This is a genomic window from Paenibacillus sp. FSL L8-0435 (assembly GCF_037965655.1).
In the GTDB taxonomy this organism is placed as follows: domain Bacteria; phylum Bacillota; class Bacilli; order Paenibacillales; family Paenibacillaceae; genus Paenibacillus.
The window spans coordinates 4709284-4734653 of the sequence record NZ_CP150185.1 but is presented as its reverse complement, the minus strand read 5'-3'; the positions used below and the strand labels follow the sequence as shown (position 1 = coordinate 4734653).

Annotated in this window: 22 protein-coding genes; 21 read left to right on the top strand and 1 reads right to left on the bottom strand. The window is 47.4% G+C overall.

Annotation, left to right across the window (positions count from 1 at the left end; all coding sequences use genetic code 11):
• Positions 1-7: 7 nt before the first annotated feature.
• From rpoZ to spoVM, 13 genes are all read left to right on the top strand, one after another.
• The gene (rpoZ, locus tag NST33_RS21065) at positions 8-220 is read left to right on the top strand and encodes a DNA-directed RNA polymerase subunit omega (RefSeq protein WP_091028645.1); all 213 of its coding nucleotides are present in this window, start codon (positions 8-10) and stop codon (positions 218-220) included.
• 138 nt (positions 221-358) lie between these two features.
• The gene (coaBC, locus tag NST33_RS21060; protein WP_339304943.1) at positions 359-1594 is read left to right on the top strand and encodes a bifunctional phosphopantothenoylcysteine decarboxylase/phosphopantothenate--cysteine ligase CoaBC; all 1236 of its coding nucleotides are present in this window, start codon (positions 359-361) and stop codon (positions 1592-1594) included.
• Between the two features lie 3 nt (positions 1595-1597).
• Entirely contained in the window at positions 1598-4147 is a 2550-nt protein-coding gene (gene priA, locus NST33_RS21055) for a primosomal protein N' (protein WP_105599619.1), read from the top strand.
• Positions 4148-4262: 115 nt separating this feature from the next.
• Positions 4263-4751, top strand: a complete 489-nt coding sequence (gene def / locus NST33_RS21050) for a peptide deformylase (RefSeq protein ID WP_017687449.1) — start codon at positions 4263-4265, stop codon at positions 4749-4751.
• 12 nt (positions 4752-4763) lie between these two features.
• Positions 4764-5717 carry a methionyl-tRNA formyltransferase gene (gene fmt, locus NST33_RS21045; protein WP_339304941.1) on the top strand — a complete coding sequence of 318 codons (954 nt, stop codon included), beginning with the start codon at positions 4764-4766 and terminating at the stop codon, positions 5715-5717.
• Entirely contained in the window at positions 5714-7192 is a 1479-nt protein-coding gene (gene rsmB, locus NST33_RS21040; protein WP_339304939.1) for a 16S rRNA (cytosine(967)-C(5))-methyltransferase RsmB, read from the top strand. Before fmt ends, rsmB begins: the two co-directional genes overlap by 4 nt.
• Positions 7193-7446: 254 nt before the next feature.
• Positions 7447-8487 (top strand): 23S rRNA (adenine(2503)-C(2))-methyltransferase RlmN, encoded by a 1041-nt coding sequence (rlmN, locus tag NST33_RS21035; RefSeq protein ID WP_017687452.1) that lies wholly within the window; start codon positions 7447-7449, stop codon positions 8485-8487.
• Positions 8488-8494: 7 nt separating this feature from the next.
• Positions 8495-9271 carry a Stp1/IreP family PP2C-type Ser/Thr phosphatase gene (locus tag NST33_RS21030; protein WP_017687453.1) on the top strand — a complete coding sequence of 259 codons (777 nt, stop codon included), beginning with the start codon at positions 8495-8497 and terminating at the stop codon, positions 9269-9271.
• Entirely contained in the window at positions 9268-11478 is a 2211-nt protein-coding gene (pknB, locus tag NST33_RS21025; RefSeq protein WP_221825307.1) for a Stk1 family PASTA domain-containing Ser/Thr kinase, read from the top strand. Before NST33_RS21030 ends, pknB begins: the two co-directional genes overlap by 4 nt.
• A gap of 61 nt (positions 11479-11539) precedes the next feature.
• Positions 11540-12448, top strand: coding sequence for a ribosome small subunit-dependent GTPase A (gene rsgA, locus NST33_RS21020; RefSeq protein ID WP_047843681.1), 909 nt, complete (start codon positions 11540-11542; stop codon positions 12446-12448).
• Position 12449: 1 nt separating this feature from the next.
• Entirely contained in the window at positions 12450-13109 is a 660-nt protein-coding gene (gene rpe / locus NST33_RS21015; protein WP_017687456.1) for a ribulose-phosphate 3-epimerase, read from the top strand.
• Positions 13110-13112: 3 nt separating this feature from the next.
• Positions 13113-13364: a hypothetical protein gene (locus NST33_RS21010; RefSeq protein WP_221825304.1), complete on the top strand. Its 252-nt coding sequence runs from the start codon at positions 13113-13115 to the stop codon at positions 13362-13364.
• A 167-nt stretch (positions 13365-13531) separates the two neighbouring features.
• The gene (spoVM, locus tag NST33_RS21005) at positions 13532-13612 is read left to right on the top strand and encodes a stage V sporulation protein SpoVM (protein WP_019424875.1); all 81 of its coding nucleotides are present in this window, start codon (positions 13532-13534) and stop codon (positions 13610-13612) included.
• Between the two features lie 194 nt (positions 13613-13806).
• Here the strand turns inward: spoVM and rpmB are convergent, their stop codons facing one another.
• Complete coding sequence (gene rpmB / locus NST33_RS21000) at positions 13807-13995, bottom strand: 50S ribosomal protein L28 (protein ID WP_017687459.1); 189 nt, start codon at positions 13993-13995, stop codon at positions 13807-13809.
• A 637-nt stretch (positions 13996-14632) separates the two neighbouring features.
• Between rpmB and NST33_RS20995 the strand changes: the two genes are divergently transcribed.
• The 8 genes from NST33_RS20995 to NST33_RS20960 all read left to right on the top strand — a co-directional run bounded on the left by NST33_RS20995 (position 14633) and on the right by NST33_RS20960 (position 25366).
• Positions 14633-16444, top strand: coding sequence for a DAK2 domain-containing protein (locus NST33_RS20995; protein ID WP_221825302.1), 1812 nt, complete (start codon positions 14633-14635; stop codon positions 16442-16444).
• Between the two features lie 76 nt (positions 16445-16520).
• Complete coding sequence (locus NST33_RS20990) at positions 16521-17384, top strand: DegV family protein (protein WP_339177795.1); 864 nt, start codon at positions 16521-16523, stop codon at positions 17382-17384.
• 10 nt (positions 17385-17394) lie between these two features.
• Positions 17395-19440: an ATP-dependent DNA helicase RecG gene (gene recG / locus NST33_RS20985; RefSeq protein WP_221825296.1), complete on the top strand. Its 2046-nt coding sequence runs from the start codon at positions 17395-17397 to the stop codon at positions 19438-19440.
• Positions 19441-19555: 115 nt separating this feature from the next.
• Positions 19556-19843, top strand: a complete 288-nt coding sequence (locus NST33_RS20980; RefSeq protein WP_036614589.1) for a stage VI sporulation protein F — start codon at positions 19556-19558, stop codon at positions 19841-19843.
• Positions 19844-20742: 899 nt separating this feature from the next.
• A complete protein-coding gene (locus NST33_RS20975; protein WP_339308735.1) occupies positions 20743-22395 on the top strand; it encodes a sensor histidine kinase in 1653 nt (550 codons plus the stop codon).
• Positions 22396-22405: 10 nt separating this feature from the next.
• The gene (locus NST33_RS20970) at positions 22406-23206 is read left to right on the top strand and encodes a LytTR family DNA-binding domain-containing protein (protein ID WP_339304937.1); all 801 of its coding nucleotides are present in this window, start codon (positions 22406-22408) and stop codon (positions 23204-23206) included.
• A 180-nt stretch (positions 23207-23386) separates the two neighbouring features.
• On the top strand, positions 23387-24622 hold the full coding sequence (locus NST33_RS20965) for an OFA family MFS transporter (RefSeq protein ID WP_036675050.1): 1236 nt from the start codon (positions 23387-23389) through the stop codon (positions 24620-24622).
• Positions 24623-24883: 261 nt separating this feature from the next.
• Entirely contained in the window at positions 24884-25366 is a 483-nt protein-coding gene (locus NST33_RS20960; RefSeq protein WP_339177788.1) for a GNAT family N-acetyltransferase, read from the top strand.
• Positions 25367-25370: the final 4 nt, after the last annotated feature.

Genomic DNA, 25370 nt, shown 5'->3' with positions numbered 1-25370 from the left:
TGTTAATATGCTGTATCCTTCTATTGATGAAATGATGAACAAAGTCGACAGCAAGTATTCCCTTGTTGTTGCTGCTTCCCGCCGGGCTAGACAGCTACGTGAAGGTGAAAAATCGGATTTAAGAGGTGCGAGATCCCATAAACAAGTGGGCGTTGCACTGGAAGAAATCTATGGAGACCTGCTCGTTGTCATCAAAGGACAGGACGAAGAAGAAGAGTAAGCCGCCTGCGGCTGCTCTTCAACTGCATACGGCGCAAGCCGGATTAATTGACAACCGCGAGGTTGTTATTTTTTTACGAATAAGCATATTTTAACGGAATCTTACTTAGACGTCGTATAAATATCGGGGGAAATAAACATGTTGAACGGTAAAAAAATCTTGCTTGGTGTGACTGGCGGCATAGCCGCTTACAAAGCGGCAACATTATGCAGCAGACTGGTGCAAAAGGGAGCGGATGTTCATGTGATCATGACAGCTTCCGCTACACAGTTTATTACCGAATTAACGCTGCAAACGTTGACCCGAAACACCGTATATACCGATACATTTGATGAGCGTGAACCAGCAGTCGTATCTCATATTCATCTGGCCGATCTGGCGGATCTTGTTCTGGTTGCCCCGGCTACTGCGAATGTGATTGCCAAGATGGCGCATGGCATGGCAGATGATATGCTCTCAACAACTCTTCTTGCCACGACAGCCCCTGTCATGATTGCTCCAGCGATGAATGTACATATGTATGATCATCCAGCTGTAAAGCATAATATGAACCTGCTTGTTGAACGGGGCGCCATGATGATTGAACCGGGTGAAGGTCTGCTTGCGTGTGGATATGTGGGTAAGGGACGTCTGGAAGAACCGGAGAGCATTGTGGATGTGGTAGAACGTTTCTTTGAACAGCGAGAGTCTGCAGGCATTAGTCGGCAGGGACAAGCTCCATTGTTACAGGGCAAGAAGGTTGTTGTTACGGCTGGAGGTACGATTGAGCGCATTGACCCAGTACGATACATTACGAACGATTCATCTGGCAAAATGGGATTTGCCATAGCCGCAGCTGCGCGTGATCTGGGGGCAGATGTGAAATTGGTTATGGGCAGTACCCAATCCAAGCCACCGGAGAACGTGGAGTTGATCCCTGTACAGTCTGCACAGGATATGTATGAAGCGGTAACACGCGAGTGGGACGATGCTGATATCGTGGTTAAGGCGGCGGCAGTTGCCGATTATCGTCCAAAGGAAGTTTATACCGAGAAGATCAAGAAGAAAGGCGACACGCTGTCGCTCGAACTTATTAAAAATATAGATATTCTTGAAACACTGGGCAAACAGAAAACCCATCAGTTTTTGATTGGTTTTGCTGCGGAGACTCAGTCAGTTGAGATGTATGCACGTGAGAAATTGGAACGGAAAAACTGTGATCTGATCGTAGCCAATGATGTAACCCGCACGGGTGCAGGATTTGGAACAGACACCAACGCGGTACATATCTATGACCGGGAAGGTTTGGTGGAGGAGCTTCCAGTGATGGCCAAGGACGATGTGGCTCATCGGTTGCTCCAGATTGCGGCGGAGCGCATTGCCGGGAGGAATTAGGATATGGAGATTGCCAAGGTCATAGTCGATGTTCCCGTGAAGGAAACAGATCGGCCGTTTGATTACCTGGTACCTGAATCGATGAGAGAATGGATCGAGATTGGCAGCCGGGTGGGTGTGCCTTTTGGTCATCGGACGGTGCAGGGATTCGTGATTGATCTTGTGCCGCGTACCGGAGAGGAAACATTCAAGCTTAAGCAGATTCAGGAGTTACTGGACATTGTTCCCCCGTTGTCAAAGGATTTGGTTGAGTTGGCCGAATGGATGAGTGGACGTTATGCCAGTAACCGGATTTTGTCATTGCAGGTCATGGTGCCGACGGCATTGAAAGGGAAAGCAGAGCGATACATCTCGCTGGGAGATGCACTTGATGGACAGATGGCGGGTGCACAACCGGATGATGAGGTGTTATTTGTTTGGGGAGAAGAGTCTACGACTGAGAAAGTACAGCAGGATATCATCCGTTTTGTCAAAAGTCGGGGTCAGGTACCGCTGCAACAACTGAGTCGAAAATATCCCAATCATGCTGCACTAATTAAGAAATTATTGCTTGGTGGCGTGCTGCTGGAAAGTCAGGCAATCAAGGACAAGTTAAATAAAAAAACGATGAAGTCCGTTGATCTGGCTGTAGATATTGCTGCTGCTCAGGAAGCACTTGCTTCATTCCCGGCGAAAGCACAGCGGCAGAAGGAGATTCTGGCTTTTTTGCTGGAAATGAAAGAACTGCTGCCCATGCCGATGAAAGAAGTGTTATCTACACTACAGGTATCGGCTGCAACGATTAAAGGGCTTGAGGAAAAGGGATTGATTGTCACCGAGGACGTTGAGGTCTTCCGTGACCCTTATCAGGGCAGGACGTTCAAAGCGACTGAACCGCTGGTTCTGACCGATGAGCAAAAACTTGTCTACGACAATATCAATGGCCGATTGCAGGAACAACGCCATGGGGTGTTTTTGTTACATGGTGTTACGGGAAGTGGCAAGACGGAAGTCTATCTTCAAACCATTCAACAATGCATCGAACAGGATCGGCAGGCTATCGTTCTGGTGCCCGAGATTGCACTCACACCACAGATGGTAGAACGTTTTAAAGGGCGATTTGGGGACCAAGTTGCTGTTATGCACAGTCGTCTGTCTGGTGGTGAACGTTATGATGAATGGCGCAAGATTCGTGAGGGTCAGGTGAAGGTTGCGATTGGGGCGCGTTCAGCTGTATTTGCTCCGTTCAGTCGACTTGGGTTGATCATTATGGATGAGGAACACGAGACTTCTTACAAACAGGAGGAAACGCCGAAATATCATGCCCGTGATGTAGCGGTAAAAAGAGCACAGCAGCACCAGGCCGTGGTTGTTCTGGGTTCGGCGACACCTTCGCTGGAAAGTTATTATGCGGCACGCTCGCAAAGTAATGATGATTTTGCACCACTCTTGCTGGAGATGCCAACACGGGCACTGGGGAACAAGTTGCCTGAAGTGCGAATCGTTGACATGCGTGAAGAGTTGAAGGATGGCAACCGCTCCATGTTCAGTAGGGCTTTGCACAAAGGACTGGAGGAGCGCTTGGAGCGTGGTGAACAGACGGTGCTGCTGCTGAATCGCCGTGGATATTCGACCTTTGTCATGTGCCGAAGTTGTGGATATGTGGCAGGTTGTCCCGAATGTGATATTTCATTGACGTACCATCAGCGCTCGAATAATCTCCGTTGTCATTACTGCGGATATGCGGAAGCGGCTCCTGAAGTGTGTCCGGATTGTGGAAGTGAGCATATTCGATACTTTGGTACAGGTACACAACGGGTCGAGGAAGAACTTGCAAAGCTCTTTCCAGGTATTCGGGTTATACGGATGGATGTGGATACAACAACGGAAAAAGGGGCTCACGAGAAGCTGCTGAAACAGTTTCGTGAGAAAAAGGCGGATGTCTTGCTGGGCACCCAGATGGTTGCGAAGGGACTTGATTTCCCGGATGTAACCCTGGTTGGCGTGATAACAGCGGATTCAGCGTTGAATTTACCTGATTTCCGTGCTGCGGAAAAAACGTTTCAGTTATTAACACAGGTAGCTGGCCGAGCGGGTCGGCACCAATTGCCTGGTGAAGTGTTTGTTCAGTCCTATACGCCGGAACACTACTCAATCGGGCATGCGAGTCAGCATGACTATGTGTCGTTTGTACGTGAGGAATTGCTGCACCGTCGCAATTTGCAATATCCGCCTTACTGTCGCCTGATCCTGGTGACCTTTTCGCATGAGCAGCTTCCGGTATTGATTCGTCTTGCCGAGAACTATACGCGAATACTGAAAGAGAAGGCTAACGCGGCCGGATGGCTCGGCAGTCTGGATCGATTCAGCAATGATGCCTTTGATGTGCTGGGGCCGGTAGCGTCTCCGATTCCTCGGATCAAGAATAGATACAGATTCCAATGTATGATAAAATGGCGGGGGGATGTAGACGCCATAGGACTTGCTCTGGCTACGGCCCGGCGCATGGACGATGATGTTCAGGCGCAGAAATTGCTTATTAGTCTGGATGTAGACCCGCAAATGTTAATGTAAGCATTTTGCAGCAATGCGGATGTAAACAAGCGGTATAAACATAGATTAAAATGAATACCCCAAAATACAGATATCGTCCTGAAATTATGATGAGGATTAGGAAGGTGCTTACAACATGTCGATTCGCATTATCGTGCAAGAACCAGATGAGGTGCTCCACAAGAGAGCCAAAGAAGTAACCAAAATTACACCGAACGTACAAAAATTGCTGGATGATATGGCTGATACCATGTACGATGCAGAAGGTGTGGGTCTTGCTGCGCCGCAGGTTGGTATTCTGAAACGTCTGATTGTTATCGACGCAGGTGATGAGCAAGGGCTGATCAAGATGATTAACCCGGAGATCATTGCAAGTGAGGGAGAACAATTTGGACCGGAAGGTTGTCTGAGTATCCCTGGAATTAATGGTGATGTTCGCCGTTTCGAGACCGTTACGGTTAAAGGTCTGGATCGTGAAGGCAAAGAGCTTATTATTACGGGTAGTGGCTTGCTGTCCCGTGCATTCCAGCATGAGATTGATCATCTGGATGGCGTACTCTTTACGGATGTCGCCGAGAAAGTGTACGAAATTGCAGCCGATCAAACGGGACCGCGTCGTAATTAAGGAGTGATCGATTTGAATATTGTTTTTATGGGAACACCTGAATTTGCAGTTCCTTCTCTCGATATGCTGATGGCAGAGGGATACAATGTGGTGGGTGTGGTGACTCAGCCTGATAAACCACAAGGACGCAAAAAAGTACTTACGCCAACACCGGTTAAGGCCGCGGCAGAACGCCACGGTCTGCCGGTGTTTCAACCTGTTAAATTACGTGATCCGGAAGCTGTAGCCCGCTTGGCTGAATGGAAGCCGGATCTGATCGTGACCGCGGCCTTTGGACAGATTCTGCCCAAAGCTGTGCTGGATATGCCTGTTCGCGGTTGTGTGAACGTGCATGGCTCTCTTTTACCGAAATATCGCGGAGGAGCCCCGATCCAACGTTCCATTATTAACGGGGAATCCGTGACAGGAGTCACATTGATGTATATGGCTGAAGGCCTGGATACCGGAGATATGATCTCGCGTGTGGAACTGCCAATTACGGATGAAGATACATCAGGATCGATGTTCGATAAATTAAGTGAGGCTGGTTCCAAACTGCTTCAGGCAGAAATGCCACGATTGATTGCAGGCGAGACAACGGCGGTCCCTCAGGATGATGCCGAGGCTTCGTATGCTCGCAATCTGACTCGGGATGACGAGAAAATGGACTGGAGTCGTACTTCACGTGAACTGTTCAATCAGATTCGTGGTCTTGTGCCGTTCTCCGGTGCATTTACGATGTGGGATGATCAGGTCTTCAAAGTCTGGGCAACGGCTAATCCCGATCAGGTGGACCTGGAAACTTCTTCGGATGCTGGACAAGCAGAGCCGGGAACGGTGCTGCAATTGAACAAGGCAGGGATTGAAGTCCGCACAGGCAATGGGTCTCTCTGGTTGACTGAAGTGCAGCCAGCAGGTAAAAAGGTGATGCAGGCCGCTGACTTTGCTCGCGGTGGTACACTGAAACCTGGAACGGTGCTGCGATGAGCGGTAACATACCAGGACGTTCGTCAGGAAAAGGCCAGAAAGCTAATGGAAATTCATCCGGACGTGAAGGAAACCGTCGTCCGAATTCCGGTAGATCGGGTGGTGCATCGCGCTCCCAGCAACCCAAAACATCTGCTCGTACATTGGCAGTCAAGGTTCTGAGTGCTGTTGAGCAAGATGGAGCATACAGTAATCTGGAGTTGAACCGTCGTCTGAAAGAGGCGGATTTAAGCCCCGCAGATGCTGGACTAGCTACCGAATTGGTGTATGGAACAATCGCCAGATTGAATACACTTGATTATTTTCTGGAACGTTACGTCGCCAAAGGAGTATCCAAACTGCAACCATGGGTTCGTAGCCTGCTGCGAATCAGCGTATATCAGATGATGTACCTTGATCGTATTCCGGAGCATGCCGTGGTGAGCGAAGCGGTTAATCTGGCGAAGAAACTGGGCCATCAGGGAATCTCGGGCATGGTGAATGGTGTACTTCGCAATATGATCCGTAATCGGGATGAACTTCGTATTCCAGAACATCTGCCTGTTGCCGAACGTATTTCACTGGAGCATTCCCACCCGTTATGGATGGTTGAACGCTGGATTGCCCAGTACGGCGAGGAGACGGCAGAAGCGATATGTCGTGCGAATAATGAGCCGCCAGCGGTGAGTGTCAGGGTCAACACCACAATGACCACACGGGAGAAACTGATGCATGAGATGACCAGCACAGGTGCAGTCGTTGAAGCATCTCGCCTGAGTTCCGATGGTATTCTTGTACGTAGTGGCGGAAATATGGCTCTAACGTCCTGGTATCGGGACGGGTTGTTCTCTGTACAGGACGAAAGTTCCATGCTTGTCGCTGAAGCCGTTGCGCCAGAAGTAGACCAACTTGTATTGGATTGCTGCGCAGCTCCAGGTGGTAAAACAGCTCACATGGCGGAGAAAATGCAGGATCGCGGTCGTATTGTAGCGAATGATGTACATGCTCACAAGCGCCAGCTGATCCTGGATCAGGCGGAGCGTCTCGGTCTGAGTTGCATCGATGCTGTAACTGGAGATGCGCTAGATCTGAACGAGCGGTATCCGGAAGCGTCGTTTGACCGCATTTTGCTGGATGCACCATGTTCAGGTCTGGGTGTTATTCGCCGCAAACCAGATGTGAAATGGACCAAAACCGTAGAAGATATCGAAGATATAGCAGGCTTGCAGCGTGAATTGCTTGATCAGGTCGCGCCGTTGTTAAAACCAGGTGGTATTCTGGTGTATAGCACGTGTACCATTGAGCCTGCTGAGAATGAGGATATGGTTGCAGACTTCTTGAATCGACATCCGGAATATAGTCCAGCAGGAGCATCCGTTTGGTCTGAATCGGAGACAATGAACTTGAAGGTTGTGAACGGTGGTATTCAGATCTTGCCACAATACGCTCACAGCGACGGATTTTTCATCGCACGGTTGACAAAAACAGCGGAATAACAGTTTAATAGAGCACGGAAGCATGACCGCCGAGGGGGAACTTCGGCGGATTTCTTTGTGATGGGACTTCGATATAATTGTCAGAGAAAAGTGATGACAGGGTGCGATGGTGGCATTGAGGTGTTATAATGCATGAAGTACAGATATCAAGGGTATACATGGATGTAACGTGGTCTTTGTGATAGAATAGGACGAATGGAACGAAAAGAATGAAGCCAACGAAAAGAAAAGAAGGAATAGGTGTTGACAACAAAATGAAACCTTTTATATATGATTATTCTCTGGAACAACTGCAGCAATGGGCTGTGGAGAATGGGGAGCCGGCGTTTCGCGGTGGCCAAATCTTTGACTGGATTTATGTAAAACGCGTGAATGATTTCAGTGAAATGACCAATCTGTCCAAGCCATTACGTGAAAAACTGACAGAGCAATTTGAATTCGTAACGCTTAAGGAAATTACCAAGTTTGAATCCAAAGATGGAACGGTTAAATTCCTCTTTGGTCTTCATGATGATCATGCCATTGAGACGGTAATCATGAAGCATAACTACGGGAACAGCATCTGTGTAACCACACAGGTTGGTTGTCGTATTGGCTGTACGTTCTGTGCATCCACATTGGGTGGTCTCAAGCGTAACCTTACGGCTGGGGAGATTGTTGCCCAGGTTGTGCAGGCTCAGAAAATTCTGGATGAACGCAACGAGCGTGTCAGCAGTATTGTAATCATGGGTTCGGGTGAACCTTTCGAAAACTATGAAGCTACGATGACATTCCTGCGCATTATGATTCATGAAAAAGGGCTGAACATCGGTCAGCGTCACATCACGGTATCCACGAGTGGAATCGTTCCGAACATCTACAAGTTTGCGGATGAAGATACACAGATTAACCTCGCCATTTCGATCCATGCACCAAATGATGCACTTCGTTCGAAATTGATGCCGGTTAACCGTCGTTTTCCTTTTGAAGACGTGATGGAGTCCCTTCGTTATTATCTGGCCAAAACAGGTCGGAGAATTACGTTCGAGTATGCACTTATTGGTGGGGTAAACGACCAGCCAGAGCATGCAGCTGAACTGGCAAGTGTGCTTAAGAACATGTTGTGCCACGTGAATCTGATTCCGGTTAACCATGTACCTGAACGCAAATACGTAAGAACATCGAGAAGCGACATTTTCAATTTTCAGAAGATACTCTCGGAACAGGGTGTTAATGTAACCATTCGTCGTGAACAGGGACATGATATTGCTGCCGCTTGCGGTCAGCTTCGTGCAAAGCATATGGAGTTGAGGTGAGAACGTTTTGATCAAAACAGTTCATGTGAGCCATATCGGACGAGTGCGTTCGGTGAATGAAGATTCAGCCTGGATTCGTAATCTCGATACAGGATATATTCTGGGTATTGTTGCCGATGGCATGGGTGGACATCTTGCAGGGGATACGGCAAGCCGCTTGGCAGTAGAGACGTTGGTGAAAGATCTGGGAACACTGGAACCAGGTCTGTCACATGCGTCTCTGTCTGCGGCTCTCAGCGATGCTATTTTGCATGCCAACGAAGTTATCTTCCGCACGGCATCAACAGATGACAAGTATCACAACATGGGAACAACGGTAGTTGCGGCTTTATTGAACGATACGGAAGGTGTTATTGGACACATCGGTGATAGCAGAGCCTACAAAATTGCGAACAAAGCTGTGATCCAGCTAACCGAGGACCATACACTGGTGAATGAATTGTTCAAAAATGGTCAGATTAGCAAAGAGGATGTGTCCCATCATCCACGTCGCAACGTACTAACTCGTGCGCTTGGAACAGATGCCGAGGTGAAGGTAGATCTGGATACCGTCAAGCTGGAGGAAGGCGAAGTTCTTCTCCTGTGCAGTGATGGTCTCAGTAACCTGGTCAGCAATGAGCAGATTATTCAGGTTGCCGGCAATCTGGAACTGGCATTGGAAGATCGTGCAGACCGACTGCTTCAGTTGGCTTTACTTGCTGGGGGAGACGACAACATCACGCTTGCTTTGTTCGAGTTGCAGAGGGAAGGTTCCGTGGATACGGAAACGGGGTGTGAGTCATGATTGGGCACCAACTAGGCGGACGCTATGAAGTGATTGAGCGTGTCGGCGGTGGCGGCATGGCTCTTGTGTACAAAGCCCAGGATCTTCTCTTGAACCGGAATGTAGCGATCAAAGTCCTTAGACAACAGTTTGTGCATGACGAAGAGTTTATTCGCCGTTTCCGCAGGGAAGCACAGTCGGCAGCATCGCTGTCTCATCCGAATGTAGTTAGCATTTATGACGTGGGGCAGGAAGATGACGTTCATTATATTGTCATGGAGTACGTGGAAGGCAAAAACTTGAATGAAATTATTAAAGAACGCGCCCCTCTGCAGGTGGACGAATCGGTGCGAATCGCTTCCCAGATTGCAGATGCTCTTGATCATGCACATCATAATCAAATCATTCATCGGGATATCAAACCCCACAATATATTAATTGGCCGGAATGGCCGTGTGAAAGTAACGGATTTCGGGATTGCCCGTGCGGTTACATCTACAACGATTACGCAGACCGGTTCCGTAGTTGGTTCTGTACATTACTTCTCACCAGAGCATGCCAAAGGCATCGTTACTGGTGAAAAATCGGACTTATATTCTCTTGGGATCGTACTTTACCAAATGCTTACCGGGCAACTTCCGTTTCTGGGTGAAAGTCCAATCAGTGTGGCATTGAAGCATTTGCAGGAAGAGTTCGATGAACCACGCAAATTCAATCCATTGATTCCGCAAAGTGTGGAAAATGTCATCTTAAAATCCATGCGTAAAAATCCGCAGGAACGTTATCAGTCGGCCAAAGAAATGCAGACCGATCTGGAAACTTGCCTGATGCCGGAGAGACGTAATGAAACGAAGATTGATTTTCCGGATGAGGACGATATAGACCAGACTCGCGTTATGCCAGCGATCAAGCCTGAACCTCGTGGAGTTACATCGACGGGTGCAGTGCCTGTGATGGAGTCTGATGAAGAAACTGGCAAGGGTAAGGCAAAATCCAAGAGCTGGAAGAAGCCAGCTCTACTCATTTCATTAACCGTTCTTATTCTAATCGCCATGGTGGGCGTTGTATGGTATGTCAAAGGTATGCTGGTTGTACCTGAAGTAACCGTCCCTAACGTGATCACCCAGACAGAAGAAAAGGCTCGGGAAATGCTTGAGGAGAAAGGACTCGTCGTAAGTGATGAGGTCATCCGTCTGTACCAGGAAGGCGTCGAACCCGGTATCGTCTATGAACAGAGCAGAAAAGAAGGCGATGTTGTCAAAGAAGGCTCCGAGGTCCAGATCAGTGTTGGTGCAAAAAAAGAACTGGTGAAGATGATTGATGTCAAACAAGAGACTTATGACGAGGCTGTCAAGAAATTGACTAAGCTTGGTATTAAGGAAGATCAGATTCAGCGGAAAGATGAGTTCTCCAATGATGTGGCTTCAGGTACTGTTATTTCCCAGACACCTGGCGTTAATGAGGAATTCGATCCAGAGGCGGTTCAGATTGAGTTAACCGTAAGTAAAGGCACTGAAACGGTCAAAATGCCTGATCTGAAAAATCTTACCCGCAGTGAAGCTGAAGAAAAGCTTAAATCTGCTGGACTGGAACTTGCTCAGGTGCAGGAAGAACCAAGTTATACGATGGAAAAGGGCAAAGTGACGCAGCAATGGCCTGTGGAAGCGGGCACAGAGGTGAATCCTGGTGATAAGATTACGATCTTTATTAGTACAGGGTATCCACCTGAAGCGCTGCAATATCCTTTTGATATTAATGTATCACCCAAAGAAGAGGGCAAAAACAGTAAAATCCGTATCACATATGAAGACGCACGTGGCAAGAATCAGGAATGGGGAACACGCACCGTGAACTCAACCCAGACCTTGACCATTCCACTTGTGCTCGCTCCAAATGAAAATGGGGCTGTGTCCGTATATCGTGATGGACAGTTCCTGGATACGTATCTTGTCTCCTACAGTGAAGCCAAAAACGGAACAGTAAACGTACCTTCCATTGACCCGGAACAAAGCACCGAGACGCCGCCAGAAAATGAGCCTGATCCAGGTGAAGGTAGCGTTGATGAGGGAAGTGTTGATCCCAATCAGGAAGGTGAACCTGAGTCCACACCGGCAGACGGTGAAGGTGACAGTGTAGATGAGGACACTTCTGCCATGAATAATGGTAAGGGGCACGGCAAGGAAAAAGAGAAGAAAAAGGAAGTCATTAACGCATCAAGCCGTCCATAAGGGCGGCTTATGCTGGCGTCTGGAGTAAATGTACCACCATCTAAAGGAGGGCGACGGAGCTATGCCAGAAGGTATCATCGTTAAAGCGCTAAGCGGTTACTATTATGTCATGCCAGTGGAAGACAACGGGGTTCCTTCGGTTGAAGGTTCCGCCGTTCAATGTCGAGCCAGAGGTATCTTCAGAAAGCGGGGAACGTCACCGCTTGTAGGTGATCGCGTCAGCTACATGTTGACTGAGAACGGAGAAGGAACGGTTGATGAAATTCGGAAGCGTGAGACGGAACTTATCCGTCCTCCTGTAGCGAATGTAAGTTTGGCTGTTCTCGTGTTCTCTGTGAAGGAACCGGATATGAACCTGAACCTGTTGGACAAGTTCCTTGTTCACATCGAGCAGGCGGGGCTGGATGCACTCATTGTTTTGACCAAACTGGATTTGGCTGATCCATCCAAAGACACTGTTGCTGAAGTGAAAGCATTGTATGAACAGGTTGGTTATGAAGTGATTTCCACAAGTTCACGTACCGGTGAAGGAAGTGAATTGCTCAGAGATCGTCTGGCTGGTAAGATCAGCGTATTCTCCGGACAATCCGGTGTAGGCAAGTCTTCGATGTTAAATGCATTGATGCCGGGCCTGACGCTGGAGACAAATGCAATCAGCATGCGTCTGGGGCGAGGGAAACACACCACCAGGCACGTGGAGCTTATTCCGTTGGATAATGGTGGATTTGTTGCGGATACGCCAGGATTCAGCCAACTGGACTTTCTGGAGATCGGTGTGGAGGAACTCTCCACTTGTTTCCGGGAATTCGCCCAGTTTGCAGATCAGTGCAAATTCCGAGGTTGTACCCATACACATGAACCAGGCTGTCGTGTGCTTGCGGCCAAAGAGGAAGGTCTGATCTCCGAAAGCCGATATCAGCACTATGTGCTGTTCCTGACCGAAATGAAAGATAAGAAGCGGAGGTATTAACATGATTAAAATTGCCCCATCGATATTATCAGCTGATTTTGCCCGCCTTGGTGCGGAAGTTGCAGAAGCCCAAGCTGCAGGAGGAGACTGGATTCATGTTGACGTTATGGACGGTCATTTCGTCCCTAATATTACACTTGGACCTGCTATTGTGAAGGCAATTGCTCCACATACAAGCTTGCCGCTCGATGTGCATTTGATGATTGAGAATCCGGAGCGTTATGTTGAGGAATTTGCCAAAGCGGGTGCAGCGGTAATTACTGTTCATGCTGAGGCTTGTGTGCATTTGCACCGCGTTATTCATCTCATTAAGGAGCAAGGAGTGAAGGCAGGAGTTGCCCTTAATCCAGGAACGCCAGCGTCTGCCATTCTCGAAGTTCTGGATGATGTGGACATGGTTCTTGTTATGACGGTCAATCCTGGCTTTGGCGGACAGGCATTTATCTCGGGTACCATGAACAAAATCAAGCAGATTCGTACCTGGTTGAACGAAAAGGGACGCCATGATGTACATATCGAAGTAGATGGCGGGATTGCAGCCGATACAGCTCCACTTGTAGTGGAGGCTGGAGCAGATGTGCTCGTTGCCGGGAGTGCCGTATTTGGACGTGAGGATCGCGCTGCAGCGATTACTGAAATTCGCCGTAGCTACGGAGGCTGATCTATGACCTTCAAGGAGACACTGTGGACGATGGCTGCGAGTCTCGTGACGGGACTTGTGCTTGCTTTGTTTGCGGTTATTCAATCCCCGTTTAATGCCATTACGTCATTAATCGGGGTAGGCGTTGTTATTATGTATTTCCGCAAATTTGATCGTACCGGACATCGGGTTACTTTTGTCATATTCAGCATACTGTATTATGTACTGAGTGTTTTCATGATCGCTGTCTATCAATATATTCCTTCCCAAACGTAAATGAACTGATCTTCGGGCTTGTCATTGTGGAATAGGGATCGAAGGTTCCGCATAAATATGGTTACATGAGCAGGTTTCTCATGTAGCCTTTTTTGTCGTGTTTGAGGTGAAGAAGGCCTGAAGCATAGGATACGGCGGACGCATGAGCATGATGGGGAGGGTGAATTATGAAATTTTACACATTCAAACTGCCGAAGTTTTTGGGAGGGTTTGTAAAGGCGATACTTAATACGTTTCAAAAGAACTGATCCGATTGATAAGGTAACAGGGAATACCGCCGCTTTGGCTCAGGCTTATCTGGAATTCGTACCTGCGAAGCGCCATGCGGCGGCCATTCACATGTTAATGAGCGTATTCAAGAATCCTTTTTTTGAATACCAAAAAAGCACCTGCAAGGAACAAGGTGCTTTTTGCTTACCCGATTTATAGTAGCTTTGCGTGATTATACGCGAGTCACTTTACCGGCTTTCAGTGCACGGGTGCTTACGTATACACGTTTTGGTTTGCCGTCAACGAGAATGCGGACCTTCTGAACGTTTACGCCCCAAGTACGACGGTTACGGTTGTTAGCGTGGGATACGTGGTTACCGGTGCCCGGTTTCTTACCTGTCACATAACATTTGCGAGACATAGATTACACCTCCTATCCTAAAATAACCAGTTGCCTTCAGAAACGAAAAGTCATTCCATAAGGGCTAAATTGTTCTTCCTGATCATAAAGATCAGGTTTCAGTAGCTAATGGCGTTGTTTAAGCCGGCATGAACCGGATCATTTCCATTACTTAACCTGCATAAAACAATACTTGAATATAATATCATAATTAAAAAAGCTTCGTCAACTGATCCAAAAACTTTATTTATTTCTCCTGTCTAATATAGTACAATGTTGAGTAGTCCATAATACAGTGGTGAACAGGCTGTTGCCGCGAGGAAGTCGGAGAATAAACCGTACTTAGAGGTCGGTGGTCTGCTTTTTGGCAACGCTGTGAGCTGCGGCATTCCATCATTGGCACCAGTCTCCATGCGGCATTCATGCCGGCTCTTGATACCGGTGCATATCCGTATGCCCCGAAGTTAGGGGTGCAGAGAGTGCAGGATATTGGTAGTCCGGCCGCCCAGACCGTTAATCCGGCTGACATGTTGTATTGTATGCCTGTGCCGGACAAGGTATGGACGAAGAATAACGCAGTCCGCGTTAGCGCATGAACAGACCAGACACATCTTGGTGCAAGGTGTTCGTGTATCAAGCTAGGAAGGGGAATTCTCACTTGAGTATACGTTCTTTAAATGGAACAGATTTCACCGCAATGGTACTTGCCGGAGCGGAACAACTTGGACAGCATGCAGAGCACGTCAATTCCCTGAATGTTTTCCCTGTGCCGGATGGTGACACGGGAACGAACATGAATTTGACAATGAGTGCAGGAGTCGCAGAGATTAAAAGAAAAAGTTCTGCCTCCATCGGCGAAGCTGCCGGTATTCTATCGAAAGGCCTGCTTATGGGCGCACGGGGGAATTCAGGAGTTATTCTGTCGCAATTGTTCCGTGGTTTTAGTCGTTCAGCTGCTCCCTATGAGGAACTGAATACGCTCCAATTTGCAGCAGCCCTGCAGAACGGTGTTGACGCAGCTTACAAAGCAGTCGTAAAGCCCGTTGAAGGGACCATTCTTACCGTAGCCAAGGAAGCGGCGAAACATGCCAACTACTACGCAAGACGGACGAATGATATTACTGAATTAATGAATGAAGTTTTGTTAAAAGCAAAAGAAGCACTGGCAATGACTCCGGAATTACTGCCTGTACTGAAACAGGTTGGTGTTGTGGATTCAGGTGGTCAGGGGCTTGTATATATCTACGAGGGCTTTATGGAAGTATTGCTGCAAAGTGACGGAGGGAGTCGTACTTCGCTGAACAAAGAAGTAACCTCATCCGTGGCAGCATCTGCTTTGAAACCGGCTGCACCAACAGAAGTGGATATCAAGAAGCCTGCACAGCAGCAGGTGATTGCACCGGAGATGCCATTGTCTGCTCAGGCGAGACTGGAAACGGAAGATATTGAATTCCTGTATGATATGGAATTCTTCATTAACCGTGAGCTTGGAGAGAACGCAGGAGTGGCATTTGATGACGAAGCATTCCGGAAAGCGTTGTCAGTTAATGGGGATTCGATCATTATCATTGCCGATGATGAAGTCATCAAAGTTCATGTCCATTCCAAGACACCAGGCGATGTATTAAACCTGGCGCTGCATTATGGTGAGATTACACAGATTCATATTCTCAATATGCGTGAACAACATCGGGATCTCCTCACAGCAGGCATGGACATTGCTCCATCACCTGAATTGTTTGCAGAGATTCCACCTGAGGCAGCGCGCAGTATGGAAGAGGCTGTGCTTCCTGCAGATGAGATGGCACCGTATGGTTTTATTGCGGTATCCTCCGGTGACGGTATTGCAGAGATTTTCCAAAGTCTTGGTGTTGATGTGGTTCTGTCCGGTGGACAGACGATGAATCCGAGTACTGAGGATTTTGTAAAAGCCGTTCGTTCCATTGCTGCGGAGCAGGTATTTATACTCCCGAATAACTCGAATATTGTACTGGCTGCGGAGCAGGCTCGTGAACTGCTTGAAGATGAGCGCCGGATTACGGTTATTCCAAGCAAAACCATTCCACAGGGGATGGCTGCTGCCTTTGCTTTCCAGGAAGATGAGTCTGCGGAAACAAACCGTGACCAAATGTTGGAGGCCATTAGCCGGGTACAGTCCGGTCAAGTGACTCATGCGGTTCGTGATACGCAATACGATGAATTAGATATTAAGGCGGGGCACTATATCGGTATTCATAACTCCAAAATTGTAGCGACGGATGAAACCATGCTTCAAGCATGTGAAGGTCTGCTCAAACAGATGATGGAGAGTGGAGATGAAGTGGTGACAATCCTTGAAGGGGACGAAGCTGACCCTGAGGTTACTGCTGCCCTCGCTGCATGGCTTGAAGTACAGTATCCTGATGCTGAGGTAGAGGTACATCTTGGAGGACAGCCTGTATATTATTATTTGTTCTCCGTAGAGTCCTAATAAAGGTTGTTCAAAAAGTCTCTAGTTGACTTTTTGAACATGTACTTATAGCACTCTAGCGAAGAGGAGGAGAGTCATGAGCCACAAGGTTGCGATAGTAACAGACAGTACGGCGGATATTCCCGAAGAACTCATTCGCAAATACGGGATTCATATTGTTCCGCTGCGTGTTCTTTTCGGTGAAGAGACCTATGCAGATGGCGTTGATCTGACTTCTGAACAGTTCTACGAAAAATTGAAGAAGGTATCTGTGTTGCCTACAACTTCACAGCCATCTCCAACTGACTTCATGAATGTGTACCAAACACTTCTTGATGAGAACCCGGAACGCCCGATTGTATCGATCCACCTGTCATCCGGCATGAGTGGTACCTACCAATCGGCCATGCTTGGCAAGTCTTTGCTGGAGCGTGAGGGTGACATCACCGTGCTGGATTCGAAGTCAGCATCGTATGGATACGGTCTAATGGTAGTACAGGCTGCTGAACTTGCCGAACAGGGCAAGTCAGCAGTCGAAATCACTACTGCCATTGAAGGGATGCAACAATCTCGCAAATTGTTCTTTCTCGTGGATACCCTTGAGTATCTGCAAAAAGGCGGTCGGATTGGCAAAGCTTCAGCCATTTTGGGAACGTTGCTTAACATTAAGCCGATCCTGTCTATTGATGAAGAAGGCGTTATCTACGCAGTTGAGAAAGTCAGAGGTCATAAAAAAGCAATGGCACGCATTATTGAGCTGTTCCAGAAGGATCTTGCAGGCAAACGGGTTAACCTGGCGGTAGGTCATACCGCTGACCCGGGATCAGCGATCGCTTGTGCAGAGCAGCTGCGGGGTCATTTTACACTGAATGAAGTGATCTATACCAATATTGGAGCCGTAATAGGCAGTCATGTTGGACCTGGTGTCATTGCGATCTTTATGTGGCCTGTTCCGGAATGAGGGATTAGACATGAAATTGGAAGAAATATCAGTTAAGCAAATTAACGGCGTGAGTGCTCTCAAAGAGGGGGAGCTTCACGCCTTTGGCATCTCTACTGTTAAAGACTTGCTTGAGTACTATCCGTTCCGTTACGAGGATTATCGTCTGCGTTCCCTTAGTGAAGTGAAGGATGGGGACAAGATCACGGTCCAGGGACAGGTGATGGGTATTCCTGTATTACAACGATACGGTAAAAAGTCCCGTCTGACCTGTAAGATCATGACGGAAGAGTGGATGATTACAGCAACGTGGTTCAATCGCCATTTCCTCAAAGAGCAGCTTACGCCCAATCGGGAGATTGTGATCACAGGGAAATGGGAACAAAAACGTATGCAGATGACGGTCACTGACTCGGAGTTCCCCGATAAAGGGGATGGGCGTTCAGGTACACTGCAACCTGTATACTCGGTAACCGGCAAGTTGACGCAACAATGGATGAGGAAAACGATCAATCAGGGATTAATCCAATTCGGAGATATGATTCCTGAGATTCTGCCTCAGCCCTTGATGAAGAAATACAGCTTGATGCCCCGTAAACAAGCGATTGCGGGAATTCATCGTCCACAGGACAACCGGGAAGGTCAGCAGGCCAGACAGCGGATGGTGTATGAAGAGCTGTTTCTGTTCCAGTTGAAAATGCAGGCGTATCGCGCGCTCAACCGGAATCGCATGGATGGTGTAGTGCATACCACGGACAATACGACAATCCGTGAGTTTGTACGAAGTTTACCTTTTGAATTAACAGATGCTCAGAAAAAGGTGGAGCTTGAAATTCTGCATGATATGCGTTCGCCCTATGCCATGAATCGGTTATTGCAGGGTGATGTGGGATCGGGTAAAACGGTTATTGCGGCAATTGCGCTATACACAACTGTTCGATCCGGTTTCCAAGGGGCTCTGATGGTGCCTACAGAGATTCTGGCGGAGCAGCATATGCGCTCACTGCAAAAGCTGTTTGAACCGTTTGGGGTAACTGTGGGGCTGTTAACGGGCAGTGTAAATGGACGTAAACGTAAAGATCTGATTGCCTCGTTGCAAATGGGCATGATTGATATCGTGGTGGGTACACACGCCCTGATTCAGGAAGATGTTTTCTTCCGTGATCTGGGTCTTGTGGTGACGGACGAGCAGCATCGCTTCGGGGTGAATCAGCGCAGCGTTTTACGACGCAAAGGATATAACCCGGATGTGTTAACGATGACGGCAACGCCAATTCCACGGACACTGGCCATTACAGCTTTTGGGGATATTGAGGTATCCACGATCTCGGAACGTCCGAAGGGAAGGATTCCCATCTCCACGTATTGGGTCAAGCACGATATGATGGAGCGGGTGCTCGGGTTTATATCCAGAGAAGTGGATCAGGGGCGTCAGGCCTATCTGATCTGTCCACTCATTGAAGAGTCGGAGAAGCTGGATGTGCAGAATGCCATTGATCTGCATGTGCAGATGCAGCAGAACTTTCCAAAATATCGTGTAGGTCTGCTGCATGGACGGATGACAGCCGCGGAGAAAGAAGAGATGATGCGAGACTTCTATAGCAATGATATTCAGTTGCTTGTCTCCACCACCGTTGTCGAGGTCGGGGTCGATGTGCCAAATGCCACGTTGATGGTCATTATGGACGCGGACCGCTTCGGTCTCTCCCAGCTGCATCAGCTTCGTGGTCGGGTCGGTCGTGGTGCGCATGCTTCCTATTGTGTACTCATTGCTGATCCCAAGACGGAGGTTGGACAGGAACGTATGAAGGTTATGACGGAAACGGAGGATGGATTCGAGGTATCCCGGCGTGACCTCGATCTCCGGGGTCCGGGTGATTTCTTTGGTACCAAACAAAGCGGATTGCCTGAGTTCCGTCTTGCCGATATGGTTGCCGATTTTGCTGTGCTGGAACAGGCCAGAGATGACGTGACCCACTTAATTGAGGATGCGACCTTCTGGACCTCTATGGACTATGCACCTCTGCGTGATTTCCTGCAGCAACAGCAAGTATTCAAGGGTGATCTGATTGACTAATGTATGCCATAATAGCGAGTTTTTCGTATTACCTTTGTAAAAAATGACAAGTGTACAAGCCCTCCCGACATATGAATAAGAAGTGAGTTCATTCTTTTGGGAGGTGCTATACGTTTTGGGTTACCAACAATATGGAATTAGTCCGCAGCTGGTGGAGCGGATCAAATTAAAGATGAAAAATCCCGCTGTCAAAGAGCGTATCAAAAAGTTGATTGATGGCGTAACCAAGTCTGATCTGCAAGATAAGGCTAAGGTCAGAAGGTTGGTTAAGTCTTCCGCTGTCATTATGAATGAGAATTTCTCTCCGGCGCAGGAGGAGCAGTTTGTTGCGTTTGTGCTCGCGCAGAAGATTGATCCAAACAATACGTTTCATTTGATTAAGCTGTGGGGGATGTTTAGGTAGGGATTTGGTGTAATGTTGGGTGGGTTAAAGAGCTTTGTTTACACGGGGGCACTACGAGTGCAGTACCATCTTTCGATCGCTGTTATCCCCGGATTTTTTTGATTCCCTTTTCTAAAGGGTAAAATCCGGGGATAAAGGCGCACGCTTCGCTTCTTCAGATTGGTTCTGCCCTCTCCGTTGTTGTGTAAACGAAAGTACTTTAGAAAAGCCAAATTACACTCAAGTTGGTGTGGTAATGTAAAGAAGGGTGTTCCATTAAGTCATGCAGATGACATGATGGAACACCCCCTTTTTTTGGTGGAGGTAGGGATGAAGAAGGTTTTAGTTGGGCTTTAAATGGTGTTTATGTATTTTCATCCGCTGCACTCTTACTTTGATCAGGAAAAGAGCTGAGGATGATTAAAGTTATGATTAGAACTACAATTATAGTGCTGTTATATGGATATTCTTTGAGTATGTAGTCTTGCACAAGTAAGATCAGGATTGAGATAAATATAATAATTTGCAGGACAAGTCTTGTTGAGCGATCAGGGTTATTGGATCGTCTGGAGACAGCATATAGGGTAAGCCATATTAGGCTAAAAAGTAGAAGTGAACCTAAGATTAGAATTGCAAGCATGCATGAACACCTTTCTGTATTAATTTCATTAAACAATTGGAATAACATGACAACTAATTATAACATAGGTTTTTCTGGAAACGCAGATTTTCATAGAAGTTAAGGGATGAAATATAGTGTGAATGGTGCAGTATGGTTGATGCATTTTCACAGGATGGACTTTGCTTTCCTCCGGGGGGAGCGGTAAACTGTTGCATACGAGATGAAGGAAATTGCGTTACAATGAGACATGTTTTTATTTTGGACAGATGTGGAGGAAGTACGATTGGAGATGTTTACGATGCTGCTGGGTTTATTTGAACGGGCGGCGCTGTTGATTATATTTTTATTCTTTCTGTCGAGGGTGCCAAGGTTTAGGCAGATTCTACAAAAGGGGAAATTAAGGTGGCAGGAATATATTGCGGTTACCTTGTTATTCTGTGCTTTTGCCATCTTTGGGACATATACGGGCATTAATGTTGAAGGTTCACTGGTGAATGTACGGATCATCGCCGTGTTATCGGGTGGTATTTTGTTCGGAGGGCCTGTGGGTATTATTACGGGGATTGTCTCCGGGGTGCATCGGTATTTGATCGATATGGATGGAGTCACAGCTATACCTTGTCTGATCACAAGTATCCTGGCAGGTCTGGTCTCTGGATATATACATAAGTACACGCCCAAGCCCAAGCGATGGATTATCGGTATTGGTGCCGGAATGATCTGTGAAGCTCTCACGATGTTACTGATCCTGCTATTTTCCTATCCCGATCCTCTGGGTGCCGACATTGTTTCGAAGATTGCGCTGCCTATGATTCTGGGTGAAGTCAACATTGGGCTTATTGTGCTCTTGGTGCAGAGTGTTGAAGGGGAAAAGGAAATGATTGCAGCCCGTCAGGCGAAGCTTGCATTGGAGATTGCGAACAAAACCTTGCCGTATTTCCGTTCAATTGATGAGGATTCTCTGCGCAAAATCTGCCGGATTATCCAGGAGGATATTCAGGCTGATGCGGTTGCAATTACGGATACCCGGAATGTACTGGCTTATGTAGGATTTGGTGAGGAACGCTATCATATCGGTAATGAAATTATAAGTGAGATGACCAAGAAGACGATATCCAGCGGGGAGATTACGATCAGTAATGATGTGATTGATGAAAAAACTCCCGATATCCACTCGCTGTTAATCATTCCGCTCAAAGAACGAGGAGACATTACAGGTGCGCTCAAAATCTATTATCGCAAAGCGTATAAAATTACGTATCCTTTGCAAACGATGGCTGTAGGTCTGTCGCAGATCATTTCCACTCAGATGGAGGTATCACGGGTAGAAGAGATCAAGGCTGCTGCGAACAAAGCAGAGCTCCGTGCTTTACAGACGACCATTCATCCTCACTTTCTGTTTAATGCGCTAAATGCGATTGCATCGTCCATCCGAACCAAACCGGATCGAGCGCGGGAGCTGATTGTGAACCTATCCGGGTACATGCGTTACAATCTGGAGCTGTCGGATGAGTTAATTGATATTCATAAGGAACTGGAGCAGGTCCGTAATTATGTAGAAATTGAGAAAGCCCGCTTCGGCAGCCGACTGAATGTGATCTATGAGATTGATGAGGTCGCGGTGCATATTCCGAGTCTTGTTATCCAACCGCTCGTCGAAAATGCAATTATTCATGGCATTCTCAAGGTGAAAGGACCCGGGACTATTCGAATTCGGGTACAGGATTATCCGGAGTTTGTACGAATCAGTGTCAGTGATACAGGAGCAGGCATCAGTGCAGATATTATTGAACGTGTCTACCACGACCGTATGCCTGGTAACCAGATCGGGCTATATAATGTGCATCGCCGAGTCAAACTTATTTACGGACAAGGTGTAACCATTACTAGGCTGGAACAAGGAACCGATATTTTATTTGATGTGCCCAAAGGAGATGTCGTAACAAGGTGATGATGGATCAATGAGAGCTCTTATTGTGGAAGACGAGATTCTGGCAAGTGAGGAATTGAATTATTTAATCCAGGAACATAGTCAGATTGAGGTGGTGGATCGCCTTGAAGACGGGCTGGATGTACTTAAGTTTTTGCAGGAACAAGAAATTGACGTCATTTTCCTCGATATTAATATTCCCTCGCTGGATGGCATGATGCTGGCCCATCATATTGGGAAGTTTGCAATTAAACCCTATATTGTATTTACTACGGCGTACAAGGAACATGCAGCTGAAGCTTTTGAGTTGGAGGCGTTTGATTATATTCTGAAGCCGTATGACGAGAAACGAATTGCTGCAATGCTCCATAAGCTGGAGCTCGCATTCAAACGTGATCATACGCCGATGGAGAAACATGTTGAGGATGGACCAGCTACTATGGTGGACGGATCTGCTGTACAGGGAGATCTGTTACGAGAACGAGATACGAATTCCCATACAGACAGAAGAATTAATCTGCTGCGGAATGACAATATTATTGTTACGGATACGGCAGACATCTACTATGCGGAAGCGCAAGAGAAAGTGACGAAGGTATATACCAAAAATGGGGAGTTCACCATGCCAGTGAGCATATCGGATTTTCACAGCCGTCTGCCACAGGATATGTTCTTTCGCTGCCACCGTTCGTACGTCGTAAATCTGTCGCAAATCCGTGAAATTGTACCTTGGTTTAACAATACGTATCTGCTCCGTCTGCGCGATTTGGAAGCTGAAGTGCCCGTGAGTCGCGGGAAGGTCAAAGAATTCAGGCAACTCATGCGCATCTAGAAGCAGTTCATTCCGCATCTGATGCAACTCATGCTCAAAACGGTGTGATGAATCCCCTTTCATGTATGATTAGCTTGTGAACGCATTCATGTATATGACATCGGCAAAGGGGAGATCACGATGAAAGCAACAATTTCATCCGTTTCATCAACACCTGAATCAACATCTGCACCTACAAAAATGAACCGCTGGCTTATTGTTTTGGGGACCATCATTGTACAAATGGGTCTTGGAACCATCTATACTTGGAGTTTATTTAATCAACCGTTGTCTGATCGTTTCGGATGGGACGTCAGCTCGGTCGCGATAACTTTTTCAATTACCAGTTTTGCTTTGGCATTTGCCACATTGTTTGCAGGCCGGTTGCAGGAACGTTGGGGTCTTCAGCGCCTGATCCGTGTAGCCGGGGTTGTGCTTGGGCTGGGTCTTATTCTGAGTTCCCAAGTCACCTCGTTAACACTGCTGTACATTTTGGCTGGATTTGTCGTTGGTTTTGCAGATGGTACGGCGTACATTACGTCGCTGTCTAATCTGATCAAATGGTTCCCGGAGCGTAAAGGTCTGATCTCGGGGATCTCGGTCGGAGCCTTTGGTACTGGTAGTTTATTGTTCAAATATGTGAACACGGCATTGATTGGTGCCGTTGGTCCTGCTCAGGCATTTATGTACTGGGGCATTATCGTTCTGGTTCTGGTCGTTGCGGGATCATTCCTGATCCGTGAAGCGGTTGTTCGTGAACAGGCTCCGGCAAGCAAGGAAGGATCCAAACAAGTCGTGGCACGTCATGATTACACGGTGAAAGAGATGCTGCGTACAAAAGAAGCGTACATGCTGTTTGTTATTTTCTTCACGGCGTGTATGAGCGGTTTGTATCTGATAGGTATTGTCAAAGATATCGGTGTACAGCTTGCAGGTCTTGATGTAGCTACCGCTGCGAACGCAGTGGCCATGGTTGCGATCTTTAACACGGCAGGACGTATTATTCTCGGTGCGCTGTCGGATAAAGTAGGACGAATGAAAGTCATCGCTGGTGCGCTGCTGGTTACAGCCGTAGCGGTCATGACACTTAGTCTGGTTCCACTGACCTTCGGGATCTTCTTCGCATGTGTGGCGGCCGTTGCATTCTGCTTTGGCGGTAACATTACGGTATTCCCGGCGATTGTGGCCGATTACTTCGGACTGAAAAATCAGAGCAAAAACTATGGTGTCATCTATCAGGGATTTGGATTTGGTGCTTTGGCTGGATCATTCATCAGCGCCCTGCTGGGCGGATTCCATTTAACCTTCATCGTGATTGCTGTACTCTGCGCTGTCTCGTTGTTGCTCGCACTGATCATCACCCCTCCAGGTGAAGGTCGTCGTGCACGTCAACGTGAAAAACAGATGAATCTTAACCCTTCATCACGGGCAAGCTAACAACATGCACTGGAAGTACGGAACAGAGAATATTTCTTCATCTTAAAAAGCAAATTAAAAAATAAAGTAAACAAAGCGGTCTCCAGATGAGGCCGCTTTTTGGTATCTACAGTTGTCAGATTGCCGGACTGTTAGCCTATCGGACCATCTGGCTGCCTGCAAGCGTGGTGCCTTGTGTGCATTCCATCATTCGCATCTGTTATACTCTAGGTGAATTCATCAAGACTAAGACCAAGTTATGTACCCCAGAGGAGGCATATCATGAAGTTCATTAAATACACACAACCTGATTTTGATGATTATTATGCATTGGTTTCCAATATGGAAGTAATGAAACAGATTACAGAACGTGCAATACCTGAGCAAGAGGCGAGAACACAATTCGAGTCCATGCTGGAGTTTAATGAGCGTTCCACTTGCGGACATTACCGGGTATTCAGTGAAGATGGGGCCGGTGTAGCGTATGCCAAATTGATTCCGGATCAGGAGGACCCGACCAGGGCTGAGATAGGTTACATGATCCTGCCTGAACATTGGGGCAAAGGTCAAGGCACATCCATAGCGTCACGGTTGATTATACAGGCACAAGCCGCAGGGATGGGATCACTCTATGCAGTTATCGATCCAGGTAACGCTGCTTCCCGCCGGATCTTGACCAGACAGAACTTTGTATCCACCTGGATAGGCGATTACGATGGTCTTCCTGGTGAGATTTTGGAGTTGAACCTTCAAATAAATCGGTAAAGGA

What these genes read in the sequence shown, in the direction of transcription:
- NST33_RS20975 (WP_339308735.1), top strand. Translation starts at nt 20,743, where the DNA reads ATGCTGCTGGGTTTATTTGAACGGGCGGCGCTGTTGATTATATTTTTA.
- rpoZ (WP_091028645.1), top strand. Translation starts at nt 8, where the DNA reads ATGCTGTATCCTTCTATTGATGAAATGATGAACAAAGTCGACAGCAAG.
- NST33_RS21010 (WP_221825304.1), top strand. Translation starts at nt 13,113, where the DNA reads ATGACCTTCAAGGAGACACTGTGGACGATGGCTGCGAGTCTCGTGACG.
- rpmB (WP_017687459.1), bottom strand. Translation starts at nt 13,995, where the DNA reads ATGTCTCGCAAATGTTATGTGACAGGTAAGAAACCGGGCACCGGTAAC.
- NST33_RS20970 (WP_339304937.1), top strand. Translation starts at nt 22,406, where the DNA reads ATGAGAGCTCTTATTGTGGAAGACGAGATTCTGGCAAGTGAGGAATTG.
- def (WP_017687449.1), top strand. Translation starts at nt 4,263, where the DNA reads ATGTCGATTCGCATTATCGTGCAAGAACCAGATGAGGTGCTCCACAAG.
- rsmB (WP_339304939.1), top strand. Translation starts at nt 5,714, where the DNA reads ATGAGCGGTAACATACCAGGACGTTCGTCAGGAAAAGGCCAGAAAGCT.
- NST33_RS20960 (WP_339177788.1), top strand. Translation starts at nt 24,884, where the DNA reads ATGAAGTTCATTAAATACACACAACCTGATTTTGATGATTATTATGCA.
- NST33_RS20990 (WP_339177795.1), top strand. Translation starts at nt 16,521, where the DNA reads ATGAGCCACAAGGTTGCGATAGTAACAGACAGTACGGCGGATATTCCC.
- rpe (WP_017687456.1), top strand. Translation starts at nt 12,450, where the DNA reads ATGATTAAAATTGCCCCATCGATATTATCAGCTGATTTTGCCCGCCTT.
- rsgA (WP_047843681.1), top strand. Translation starts at nt 11,540, where the DNA reads ATGCCAGAAGGTATCATCGTTAAAGCGCTAAGCGGTTACTATTATGTC.
- pknB (WP_221825307.1), top strand. Translation starts at nt 9,268, where the DNA reads ATGATTGGGCACCAACTAGGCGGACGCTATGAAGTGATTGAGCGTGTC.
- spoVM (WP_019424875.1), top strand. Translation starts at nt 13,532, where the DNA reads ATGAAATTTTACACATTCAAACTGCCGAAGTTTTTGGGAGGGTTTGTA.
- coaBC (WP_339304943.1), top strand. Translation starts at nt 359, where the DNA reads ATGTTGAACGGTAAAAAAATCTTGCTTGGTGTGACTGGCGGCATAGCC.
- NST33_RS20965 (WP_036675050.1), top strand. Translation starts at nt 23,387, where the DNA reads ATGAACCGCTGGCTTATTGTTTTGGGGACCATCATTGTACAAATGGGT.
- priA (WP_105599619.1), top strand. Translation starts at nt 1,598, where the DNA reads ATGGAGATTGCCAAGGTCATAGTCGATGTTCCCGTGAAGGAAACAGAT.
- rlmN (WP_017687452.1), top strand. Translation starts at nt 7,447, where the DNA reads ATGAAACCTTTTATATATGATTATTCTCTGGAACAACTGCAGCAATGG.
- recG (WP_221825296.1), top strand. Translation starts at nt 17,395, where the DNA reads ATGAAATTGGAAGAAATATCAGTTAAGCAAATTAACGGCGTGAGTGCT.